Origin of the sequence: Gimesia maris, assembly GCF_008298035.1 — a bacterium.
Classification (GTDB): domain Bacteria; phylum Planctomycetota; class Planctomycetia; order Planctomycetales; family Planctomycetaceae; genus Gimesia; species Gimesia maris.
On the sequence record NZ_CP042910.1, the window covers coordinates 3,212,371 to 3,224,207 of the forward strand.

Annotated in this window: 9 protein-coding genes; 1 reads left to right on the top strand and 8 read right to left on the bottom strand. The window is 48.7% G+C overall.

Annotation, left to right across the window (positions count from 1 at the left end):
* Positions 1-12 precede the first annotated feature (12 nt).
* The 4 genes from GmarT_RS11960 to GmarT_RS11975 form a co-directional block, all read right to left on the bottom strand.
* Positions 13-831 carry a hypothetical protein gene (locus tag GmarT_RS11960; RefSeq protein ID WP_002648187.1) on the bottom strand — a complete coding sequence of 273 codons (819 nt, stop codon included), beginning with the start codon at positions 829-831 and terminating at the stop codon, positions 13-15.
* A gap of 276 nt (positions 832-1,107) precedes the next feature.
* On the bottom strand, positions 1,108-2,388 hold the full coding sequence (locus GmarT_RS11965; protein ID WP_002648185.1) for a dihydroorotase: 1,281 nt from the start codon (positions 2,386-2,388) through the stop codon (positions 1,108-1,110).
* A complete protein-coding gene (locus tag GmarT_RS11970; RefSeq protein WP_002648184.1) occupies positions 2,385-3,365 on the bottom strand; it encodes an aspartate carbamoyltransferase catalytic subunit in 981 nt (326 codons plus the stop codon). Before GmarT_RS11970 ends, GmarT_RS11965 begins: the two co-directional genes overlap by 4 nt.
* A gap of 157 nt (positions 3,366-3,522) precedes the next feature.
* Positions 3,523-5,856 (bottom strand): serine/threonine protein kinase, encoded by a 2,334-nt coding sequence (locus GmarT_RS11975; RefSeq protein ID WP_157158980.1) that lies wholly within the window; start codon positions 5,854-5,856, stop codon positions 3,523-3,525.
* A gap of 211 nt (positions 5,857-6,067) precedes the next feature.
* On the opposite strand from GmarT_RS11975, the gene GmarT_RS11980 reads away from it, so the two are divergent.
* Positions 6,068-6,856, top strand: a complete 789-nt coding sequence (locus tag GmarT_RS11980; RefSeq protein ID WP_002648182.1) for an ANTAR domain-containing protein — start codon at positions 6,068-6,070, stop codon at positions 6,854-6,856.
* Here the strand turns inward: GmarT_RS11980 and GmarT_RS11985 are convergent.
* The 4 genes from GmarT_RS11985 to rfbB form a co-directional block, all read right to left on the bottom strand.
* The gene (locus tag GmarT_RS11985; RefSeq protein ID WP_002648181.1) at positions 6,828-8,126 is read right to left on the bottom strand and encodes a 3-keto-disaccharide hydrolase; all 1,299 of its coding nucleotides are present in this window, start codon (positions 8,124-8,126) and stop codon (positions 6,828-6,830) included. The two genes, GmarT_RS11980 and GmarT_RS11985, sit on opposite strands and share 29 nt — an antisense overlap.
* 53 nt (positions 8,127-8,179) lie before the next feature.
* Positions 8,180-9,290, bottom strand: a protein-coding gene (gene prfB / locus GmarT_RS11990; protein ID WP_198139437.1) for a peptide chain release factor 2 whose coding sequence is annotated in 2 segments (ribosomal slippage) — positions 8,180-9,220 and positions 9,222-9,290 — 1,110 coding nt in all. Because the reading frame shifts where the segments join, the coding sequence is not laid out codon by codon here.
* Positions 9,291-9,384: 94 nt separating this feature from the next.
* On the bottom strand, positions 9,385-10,695 hold the full coding sequence (locus tag GmarT_RS11995) for a UDP-glucose dehydrogenase family protein (RefSeq protein WP_002648178.1): 1,311 nt from the start codon (positions 10,693-10,695) through the stop codon (positions 9,385-9,387).
* A gap of 86 nt (positions 10,696-10,781) precedes the next feature.
* Entirely contained in the window at positions 10,782-11,804 is a 1,023-nt protein-coding gene (gene rfbB, locus GmarT_RS12000) for a dTDP-glucose 4,6-dehydratase (RefSeq protein WP_002648177.1), read from the bottom strand.
* Between the last annotated feature and the right edge of the window lie 33 nt (positions 11,805-11,837).

An 11,837-nucleotide genomic window follows, 5' to 3' on the forward strand; every position in this document is an offset into this window, starting at 1 on the left:
CTGATCTGCTGATTAGAATTTTGCGCTTTCTGACGGGGCTTGAGATGCTGATGGAATGATTTCCACGGTTTCCAGACTATAATCCATCTGTTCTTTAAGTTTTGATGCACGAGCAATATTTTGGGGTATCACCAGTAGAATCACCACCTGTTGATTTCCTGATTCGGACAAGTAAATCTGAAACTGATAAGGAACTCCATTGATCGGCATCTCTGGAACAAAGGTACCTACAGAAAATGATTTGGGGTTTGAATATCCTTTCCCCTTGGGAAATCGTTCTGATTTAAAATTTTCCGGATTCAGAAACTGGTCAAAAGTGTGGGCAATCTGATTGTTGACGCTATTGAAAAAGTCGAGTGCCTCTTTTTCACGTTTTTCCTTCAGCAGTGACTGATTACTGAGAACATACAGGTACGCGGGATGCTCGACGCGATCCTGTTCCTGATCGACGGGTACTTCGGCTCGCCAGGCACCTTCCAGTCCGGGCAGTACCAGGTCTGCATAGTCAGGTTGTCGGGGATCAATGGTCGGTGCTGGCTCCGGTGCTGGAGACTCTGATTCATCTGATGCTGATGCTACAGGATTTTTCGGGGCCTCCATCTGTTGAAACTCAAGGGGCACTCTCATTTTGATAGTAGGAGATGACCAGAAACCGGAAAGCGCCTGATTTCGGGTATCCACGTAGGCAAAGTATTTTGATGTTTCATTGAGTCGTTTTTCGTAGGTTTCTGCACCGCAACCATGAAACAGAATCAACACTGTCGACAGAAGCAGTATTCGGACAGTACCCGTGAAATGCTCCAGATCAAACCTGAATAAAGTGTCCTGCATGATCAATTTCATGTCCCATCTAAAATGAATGACTGTGATCTGTAGAAAACGGTCGCTGAAGTCGGAATGGCACCGCAACTCTCACTGATCTACGGACAGATTTACCGTTCCCTGAACTACCGAGTCTGGATCAGCGTTTTCACATTGAATCAGACTCAGGGATTCTGAAACTTGAGACAATCTGAAGTCGATAGACCCTGCTTGCCAATCACTGAATGATATTGTCGATGATACGGAAGGGAACGTCAACTTCGATCATTTTGTGTAGCGAAGTTTTTAATTTTCGGCTCGAAATCGGATTTCGCCGGAAACAATGACGACTTCTGCCCTGCCTTGCAGTTCTTTTCCAAGAAATGGAGTATTGTGACTGGATGATTTGAGTAGGGCAGGTTCGAGAATGTAACGGATATCCGGGTTAATCAGGGTAATATCAGCGTCTGCTCCCTCCGCCAGAGTCCCTTTTTCAAGTCCCAGGATTTGAGCAGGGCCCCGTGTCAGTTTCCCGATCAATTCAGGCCAGGAGAGGTGACCGGGAGTGATCAGGCTCTGCAGACAGACAGGCAGTAGCGTCTCCAGGCCGATAATTCCAAAGTCAGCTCCCAGAATTTCATCAGTTTTCTTTTCCGCAGCGTGGGGGGTGTGGTCGGAGCAGATCGCATCAATTGTGCCATCCTTCAAGCCTTCGATTAAAGCGTCGATGTGTTCCTGGGAACGCAGTGGAGGCAGGACCTTGAAGTTAGGATCATAATTCTCCAGCATCTGATCAGTGAGTGTCAGGTGGTGGGGGGTGACATCGGCAGAGACACGAATTCCAGCAGCTTTGGCGCGACGAATCTGTGAGACACTGTTCTGGGTGGAGATGCACATCAGGTGAATTCGCCCCCGGGTCAGTTCTGCCAGGGCAATATCCCGGTTGACCATGATCTCCTCTGCAGCGGACGGGATGCCTTTGAGTCCCAGTACTGTCGAATAAAAGCCCTCATGCATCTGTCCCTTATCAGTCAGCTCTGCGACCTGAGGACGATTTAAGATCGGGCGGTCAAACATGCGGGTGTATTCCAGCGCACATCGCATGATTTGCGCATTATCAATGGGACGGTCAGCATCGGTAAAACCGACAGCTTTTCCTGCAACCAACTGACCGATTTCCGCCAGTTCTTTTCCTTCATGATTTTTGGTGATAGCACCCAGAGGATAGACATGACAGTTCGCTGCACGTTCCGCCTGGAGCAGAATAAACTCAGCGGAAGAGCGATCGTCAACCACGGGCGATGTATTCGGCAGACATCCGAGAGAAGTCACACCGCCGGCTAACGCCGCAGCGGTTCCCGATTCAATCGTTTCGTCTTCTTCGAAGCCGGGTTCGCACAGGGAGACGTGAATGTCAATGAATCCCGGGCTGACGATCAGACCTGTGGCGTCAATGGTTTCGTCAGCAGTGACAGTCGCTTCGCACAGACCGGTAATCTTCCCGTTTTCAATTAACAGGTTACCCAACTGGTCCAGATCTTGTGAAGGGTCGATAATACGACCATTTTTAATGAGAATCGATTTCATCCTGGAGTTCCCAAGGAGGCAGTTCGCTGTAGATGAAGCAGGTAGAGACAGGCCATTCTGATGATCAGGCCATTGCTGACCTGGCCTAGAATGATTGAGTGCGGACCATCAGCCACATCAGGAGTAATTTCCACACCCCTGTTGATGGGACCCGGCGCGAGGATTAAGACATTCTCTTTGGCTTTGTTAATGCGTTGCTTGTTCATACCAAAGAGGTGTGCGTATTCCCGGATGGAAGGGAAGTAGTGCCCCCGTTGACGTTCAAACTGAATCCGTAACAGGTTCAGACAGTCTGTTCGGGGGAGAACGTCATCCAGGTTACTGGAGACTTCCACTCCCAGTTTTGAGATTTCACTGGGGATCAATGTGGTTGGACCACAGACAATCACGTGGGCGCCCAGCTTTTTCAGCCCCCAGATATTTGAACGAGCAACGCGGCTGTGCAGAATATCTCCTACCAGCGTGACGGTCAGCCCTTCAATTTTGCCAAAATGTTCCCGGATCGTGAAAATATCGAGGAGCGCCTGGGTGGGATGTTCGTGTGTCCCATCGCCAGCGTTGAGAATATTGGCGTCCAGGTGTTGTGCCAGCAGTTGTGGAGCACCCGGCGTTTTGTGCCTGACAACTACATATGATACTCCCATCGCTTCGATTGTTTTGGCAGTATCAACAAAGCTTTCCCCTTTGGAGAGGCTGCTGCCGGAAGCGGAAAAATCAACGGTGTCCGCACTGAGACGCTTGGCTGCCAGCCCAAAGCTGATACGGGTTCGGGTAGATGGTTCAAAGAAGAGGTTGGCGACAACAGTACCGGCTAATGGTGTTAATTTGGTTTCACCAATGGCGGCAAGCCGCTTAAATTCTGCTGCCTGGTTGAGAATGATATTGAGTTCATCCCGGGTGAGGTCCTGCAGTCCTAGAATATGTTTACGGTTCCATCCACTGGAGATGTCGGTTCGATACTCATGGTCGATATTCATAGTCGCATCAGATTAGTGTAGGTGCGTATTTCAACCAGGGTGACGTCAGATGCGTACAGACCCCGATCGAAGGATGTTATCACAGGACTGGTAGAGATATTACCAATCCCCCCTGCTCCCTTCAAGGAGATCGCGCGGAGAACTCTCACTCAACAGCTTACTTTTTAAGGGTTTTCAGGCTTGCGACAAAGTCTGGAATCAATTCAGGCTGAATACCCGGCGGTTGTGCAGATTTACGCGGCACTTGTGCTTCGGTGACCAGAGAATCTGCCGGGTGGAGACTGATTTCAGCCGCATATCGAAATTTTCCAGTGGAGAGGCCTTCGATCATCATCTTGTCTGTACTGAGTTCTTCCAGTGACGTTCCGGGGGACTCCTGCCAGCCAGCGATCAGAATATCGGAAGAAGCTACAGACCCTTCTCCCAGCAGGCCGACTGATGCCAGCCAGTTTTCAGGGGGCTTTAATCCCTGGAATTGGATGAGAGCAGAGTGTACCAGTCCAAACACACAGTCCCTGGCTACCATCTGAATGGCACCGGGAATCTGAATCTGGTCGGACCAGTTCAACATCAGCAGCGGACCGGACTCCCGCATGGTCAGGTGCTGCAGGTTGAGGTTTAACTGCTGGTCAATTTCAGGCGGATGTTCCAGATAGAGCAGTGAGCGTGAAGTGAGATTCAGACAATTATTGAGCAAAATATTCTGAGGTGATTGAGATAAATGAACCACGTGTCCGGGTAAAGCAAAAAAGGTATTCTGAAATGTCAGGTTTGTCCCGTTTCGATGTTGTGGATCCAATGGTTTCCAATACAGGGCACTATAGATCTGATTCGAACCGGCTTCTGCATTTGATTCCAGTTGCGTGAAGTAACACGAGTTGATTTTTACGTTTTGGGCTGTCACGTTTAACAGGGCTTGAATGGTTTGTCCTGCTGTCTGGGGCGAACTGGTTCGATTGATGAAAATGACATTTTCCACGGTCAGTTGCTCAGCGACAACATGAAATGAATCTGCTTCGATTTCAATAATGGCGGGATGTGCTGGATCCCCCTGTAGTGTGAGTGGCCCGACGGTGGTGATCCTGGTTGATTCATACACCGTATTTGCTTCCAACCGGATTACCCCCTGCCCATCGGGGGCCGGGAGCAAAGTATGAACCGTTTTTTCTGTTTTGACTTTGGGGGGCTGAGTATCAGGGGGTGGGGAAAGCTTTTTGTCAGTCTGGTTGAACGAAACTTTGGAGGTAATTTCCAGCAGCTGGTTCCGGGCCCCTTCGTCCAGCAGGGTATAGGATAATCCCGAGAGTACAAAAATCAGTGCGGCAATCAGTGGTAGTCGGCCTGGTTTTTCTGATTTCGGTTCTGATTCTACGCGTGATGTCTGGTGCTGAAAAGAATCGTGGAATCGGGCGAGAAGATTTCGTGATGCTGTTCCAGGCCAGAGTTTTTGTGCAGCCTGCATATCCCCGGGACGCTGTCGGGGATCAGCCGCTGTAAAGCGAATTAATGCTTCGGCCAGGCCCGCAGGTGTTTCGGGAGCCCAACTGCGGATGTCAGGCACGGATTTTGTCTGATGGCAGGCCAGTTTGGCCAGGGGGTCACCCGTCGTAAACGGAGGTCGTCCTGCCAGTAATTCCCAGAGTAAGCAACCCAGGGCATACAGGTCACTTTGTGTATTAGGATGGCGACCGGTTCCGATCAGTTCCGGAGCGATACCATCGTAGCAACGCGGCGGTAATGCGGCATGAATGGTCAGTTCGGGAGAGAGGATGGGGGCCAGGCCCGGATCGACGAGGGCGGCATTTCCCTTTGCTGCCAGGCGGACATTCCAGGGGCGTATGTCCCCGTGTACTACTTTTCGCTGTTCAAGCAATACCAGCGCCTCCAGCAGTTGCGCGCCCAGCGCCAGAACGACGGGAACCGGAAAACGTCCCCGGCGAATCAGCAGTTCTGAGACAGGTATTGAAGGCAGATAATGGCTGATAATCACAAACTGTGTGGGAAGCTGTTTAATGACCCGGGGTAATACCAGGGAAGGATGATGCAGTCCCTGTAACCGTTGCAGCAGACTTTGGAAATGTTTCTGTAACTGCTGTGGCTGCTCCAATTGGGGAGTTGTGATTTTCAGAGCGCATTGTTCGGTGCTATCAGGTACCCTGGCGATATAGGTCTGGGATTGTGGCGAATGTCCCAGTTCTGAAATCAGCAGATACGGTCCTACAGCCAGATGTTCCGGGTGACCGGATTCCAGTACGCGTGCCTGGAAGGGGGTGATTTTCTGTGCCTGAACCAGTGCGTCGATCCAGACGGAGTCGAAAGCGGGAATGCCCCGCGCCAGTTTACGTACACGGCGCCTGCAGCGTCTCACATCGGTAGTGGTACAAAGCTTGAGCTTTGTTAATCGATGCAGTAATTCGGGAGACGGTGGTTCGAGCAACGTGACGAAATCCTTTTCCACAACGTTCCAGCGAGGCAGCTTGCCTCGAGTCAATATTTGTAAGTCCAGGTTGAGTCCGATCAGCCTGATAGAAAATGAGTTATGGCAAAATTTACAATATTTCGCAATAGTGATCTGCTGCTTTAAAGAGGGTTTTCATTCCTTAGAAAAGGCATTTCAGAAACCCGATCTTTAGGGTATAAATGCAGTTGTTTTAATAGATTGATATCTGGACAAAAGTGTAATTTAAATAGGTCTGTATCAGATGCACGTGTTGATCATTGGTGATCTGACCCCGGAAATGGATTCGATTTCCACTTCAGTCAGAGAAATCTGCAGTGAAGCCCAAATACTGGAAATTTCCAGAATGGAACTGATCGGGACCGTAAATATAAATCCGGATCTGATCATCGTTTGTCAGAACTGGCCTGATGAATTTGGTCCTCATATCTTAGATGATCTCGTCAGTCGCTTTCCACTGAGTCGTTTTGTCTGCTGTTATGGAGTCTGGTGTGAATCTGATGGCCGGACACGGGCAACCTGGCCGTTCAGCATCCGCGTACCCGCACGCAGTGCTGCATCCCGAATTCAGAGGGAACTGGAAATCATTGAGGTGGATGCCCAGGTCTTTCCTTTGACTGCCGGCCGAGATGAAATATTCCTGTGGGAATCGTCGATTTTACCATTACGGCTGGATGGACAGGGGAATGCGCCGCGTATCAGTGTGATTTCCGGTGACAGCCAGTATCGCAGCATGCTGGAAGCCCAGCTCAGAAACTGGGGATGCGAAATCGTGACAGCCTCTCACCAGAATACGGCTGATGTCATTGTATATGATCTGGATCCCTGGGACACGGTTCTGGATCAATTGATTACCCGGATTGAGCCTGCCCCCCTCATCGGGATGATGGGACTGGCGCATCCGGAAATCATCACTGCAGCAAAACTCTGGGGAGTGCGCAAAGTGGTGACTAAGCTTGCTCCTGAGGCTGAGTTGTTTCACGCGATTCGCTGTATTGGGGGAATCAAGGAGAATCTGCCGGAAGAGTGCTGACCTTCAGGTCTTTAAAGTTCAGATCTGTAGTAGGGTCATGCCCCTGCAGGCTGATGTGCCCTGCTTCCAGTCTCAATCCTTTGCGAGGGTTTTCATCCGGCTTTCTGGTGTCGGTCCAGTCAGTCACCTGATAACCGTTGATCCAGACTGCGATATGCGGTCCAGAGGCAGAAAGCGTCGTTGTGAACCATTCATGATCATTGGCAACCACACGCCTGGCTTCGGTTCTACGAAATATGGCACCTGTCCCTGCATTTTCAGGTTTGGTCCTGTCACCCTCTTTGATTCCATTATGAATCTGAACTTCATATCCATTAGCCATACCTTTCTCCGAGCCTTTAATCGCACGGAAAAAGTAACCACTATTGAGTGAGTCCCCATTTGACTTCGCTGTTGCCTGAAACAGGAAATCTCCCCAGATTTCTTCTGTTTCCAGGTAGCCCTGTTTTTCAGCAGTGACGTGAATGGTGCCATCGACGACTTCAAATGTACTTTGTGAACCGGGGACAACATTCCAGCCTGCCAGATCGACACCATTGAAAATCGTCGACATCCGGAGTGGTTTCAGATAGATTTTGCGAAATTCAATCGCCCCTTCATTTTTCTGTAAACCGATGAATCCGGTTTTCCGCAGATTCTTAGAAGTATCATTAAAATTCAGAACCTCTTTGCCATTGATAATGGCTTTGATGTTCGAACCTTCCAGGTTTACTTCACAAGTTTGCCATTCGGAACTGACGGGGAGTGGTTTATCGATCTTGCTGCGGGCGACCAGGCTTCCGGTTGGAAATTCGGTTTTCTGATCACACAGATTCAGTTCATAGCAGTCCTTACTGGGATCCGTGGGGTTAAAGGTGGTTCTCAGGAAAATCCCGCTGTTTGTTTCGGGAGTCAATTTGAATTCGAATTTCAGTTCGTAATCTGCAAAGGGAGATGTGGTGAGCAGTAGACCTGGTTCCCCCTTGTCTGCTTTGATAACCCCTTCATCGACATGCCAGTTGACATCATTATTGGGTTTCCAGCCAGACAGACTGTGGCCATCGAAGAGTGCGATCCAGCCTGCCGCGATCTCTTCTTCAGTCAGGCCTGTCTCAGGTATCACATCACCTGCAGGTTCTTTGGTTTGTGGCGGCGTTTTGACAACTTCAGCAGCTTGAGGTTCCGCATAAGATTTTGCATCCGGGGAAGGATGTTCCACTTTCAGGCACCCTGTCAGTGCACTCAATATAAATGTGATGAATACCAGGCAGGCAAACGAATTCCGCAACATGATTTCTTCCCCCCAAATGAGACGAGATAACAGTCTCTATTCTGTTTTTTCTGTTAGTTTTCTGTCATACCCCAACGCAAAAACGCTTCCAGGAATCCGTCGAGGTCACCATCCAGAATGGGGCCCGGGTTACCTGCTTTAAAACCTGTACGAGCATCTTTGACATACTGGTCGGGGTGCAGAACATAATTTCGCACTGTCTGGCCTCCAAACCCAATCTTCGACTTACCGCCTCGTTTTGCAGCCAGTTCTGCGTCGCGTTTTTCCTGCTCAATCTGAAACAGTTTTGATTTCAGCATTTTACGGGCTTCGGCACGGTTTTTATGCTGACTGCGGTTGTTCTGACATTGTACGACCACATTTGATTCAAGATGGGTCAGGCGGATGGCAGAATCCGTTTTATTAATATGCTGCCCCCCTGCTCCACTGGCACGATAGGTATCTTCACGTACATCCTGGTCCCAGCTGATTTCAATTTCTGCAACTTCACCCATGTCCGGCGAAACATCAACTGCGGCAAAGGATGTATGTCGGCGTCCTGCAGAGTCAAACGGGCTGATCCGAATTAAACGGTGGTTTCCGGTTTCTCCTTTGAGATAACCGTAGGCGTAATCTCCTTCAATCCGAATGGTCGCGCTGCGGATGCCCGCTTCTTCTGCATCGGAACGATCCAGCAACTCTACATTGAAGCCTCTACGTTCACACCAGCGCAAATACATGCGCAGCAACATTTCTGCCCAGTCAGAAGAATCGGTGCCTCCTTCTCCCGCCTGAATGCTCAGGTAGGCAGCAGAGCCATCTTCCGGAGCGGACATCATCGCCTGAAGCTCCAGATGCTCCAGAATGGATTCGAGTCGCTCGGCGGTGGCAGAGAGTTCCGGGATACTGTCTTCGCTGCCTTCTTCCTCAATGAACTCTATCAGGACTTCAAGATCTTCCGCGCCCTCAACAAGTTGAGTTAATGGTTTGACAACCAGTTGAATCTGCTGCATTTCGTTGACGAGACCCTGTGCCTTCTCCTGGTTGTCCCAGAAGCCGGCAGCTCCCATCAGCTCATTAATTTCAGCAGCGCGTTTTTTTTTGTCAGTGTAGTCAAAGAGAGTCTCGTAGCTTGACGATGCGATCCATGATTCCCGTGCATTTCTCTTTGAGTTCGTGTTCCATTTTTCGTTCTTTCTTGATGTTCTCGATCACTGAGATCTAAGAACCGTATGTATTTCTGATTCCGGTTTTACTGTCTGTGAATTGTTTTCCACAGTTATTTTACATTACTGAGTCCGATGCCAATGTATTCAAAACCCTTTTGTTTCATTTTATCGGGGTCATACAGGTTCCGTCCGTCAAAGATGACAGGTTTCTGCAGCTTATGCAGAATATAATCAAAATCGGCGTGCCGAAATTCATTCCATTCAGTGACAATAATGAGGGCGTCGGATCCCTGCAGAGTATCATAGTGATGATCGAAATAAGCAAGCTGATCCCCATAGATATCTTTGACATTGTCCATGGCCACCGGATCGTGAACCTTCAGTTGCGCGCCGGCCTGTAGAAGTTGGTCAATCAAAACCAGGGCAGGTGCTTCACGGATATCATCTGTTTTTGGTTTGAAGGCCAGTCCCCAGATCGCAAAAGTCTTTCCCTGCAGTGAGCCTTTGAAGTACTTGTTTACTTTTTCAAATAACACTTTTTTCTGAGCCGTATTGACCTGGTCGACAGCGTTCAGGATGGATGGTTCCATCTGCTGGTTTTTGGCTACGGAAATCAGTGCGGAGACATCTTTGGGAAAACAGGAACCCCCATATCCGACTCCAGGAAAAAGAAAGGAAAAGCCAATCCGTTGATCATGGCCGATTCCCCGGCGCACCTGATTGATATCGGCCCCCACCCGTTCACACAGATTTGCCATTTCATTGATGAAACTGATTTTTGTCGCCAGCATGCAGTTTGCGACATATTTTGTCATTTCCGCACTCTCGAGTTCCATGGAAAGGAATGGGTGTTCGGTACGCAGGAATGGTTTATAGAGTTCGTGGAGTGTGTCAGAAATTTCGGGTCGAGAAACTCCCACGACAACACGGTCGGGCTTGGAGAAGTCATCTATGGCTGCCCCTTCCTTCAAAAATTCCGGATTCGAAGCGACATCAACAACTCTGCCTGTCAGTTCCTGAAGCAGTTCTGCGAGTTTGCGATTCGTTCCTACCGGGACCGTACTTTTGATGATGACGATCGAATCCTCTGGTAGAAGGGGGGCAAGTGACTCGGCGACCTTCCAGATACTATCAAGATTGGCTGAGCCATCTTCTTTCTGAGGGGTTCCCACTGCGATGAAGATACACTTGGCCTCTGGAATAGCCTCATCATAACTGGTTGTGAAGAGTAGTCGCCGGGCTTTTGAATTACGTTTCACCATTTCTTCGAGGCCCGGCTCGAAAATAGGGATCTCACCAGCGTTCAATCTCTGAACTTTCTGCTCATCAATGTCGATGCAGGTAACATGGTTTCCGCTTTCGGCAAAACAAGTGCCTGTCACCAGTCCTACGTACCCCGTGCCAATTACTGCAATTTTCATATAATTCTCTTTTGATTGAATGAAGAGTCGAGAACTGAATGTTAGAAATTCAGCTCAATTTACCTGAAGTCAAATGATGATACAAATTAAGTATTTAAGCGGTTGCCGTACTGCTGCTCATAATAATTCATATATTGTCCCGAACGGATTCGATTGACCCATTCCGGGTTGTCCAGATACCACTGTACCGTATCTTTTAATCCAGTATCAAATCTGGTTTCAGGTTTCCAGCCTAATTCTGCTTCTGCTTTGCTGCAGTCAATTGCATAGCGTAGGTCATGTCCTGGTCTGTCTGTGACATATTTGATCAGAGACTCTGGCTTATCGAGAATATTCAATAACAGTCTGGTGATTTCGATATTCTGCATCTCTGCATTCCCACCGAAGTTGTAGATTTGACCGGTTTTCCCTTTTCTCAAAGCGGCATCAATCCCACGACAATGGTCAATGACATGAATCCAGTCTCTGACATTTGTTCCTTCACCATAAATAGGCAGTGATTTATCTTCCAGAGCATTCGAGATGAATAGCGGGATCAGTTTTTCTGGAAACTGGTAGGGACCATAGTTGTTGGAACAGCGGGTGATAATGGCGGGGAAGTCGAAAGTTTTAATGTAACTTCTTACTAAGAGGTCGGCAGAGGCTTTCGAGGCAGAATACGGGCTGTTGGGAGCAATCGGAGTTGATTCCGTGAATAATCCCTCAGCACCCAGGCTGCCATAAACCTCATCCGTTGAGACTTGCACATATCGAGCGATATTCTTATTGCGGGCTGCATCCAGCAGAATTTGAGTCCCCACAATATTCGTATGAATAAAGGGACCCGAATCAAGAATACTGCGATCGACATGCGACTCGGCAGCGAAATTAATCACGGCATCGAAATCGGTGGAATTCAAGAGAGAGTTCACAAAATCGGCGTCTGTGATATCACCTTTAACAAAGGTATATCCTGAATGGTTTTCAAATTCTTTCAGGTTTTCCAGATTGCCGGCATAGGTTAACTTGTCGAGATTGGTTACTGAAATATCCGGGTATTCTGAGAGTTGGTATCGAATGAAATTGGATCCGATAAATCCACAGCCTCCAGTCACTAAAATCTGTTTCATTTGAGTATCCATTCTTCTGAAAGAAAAAAAATC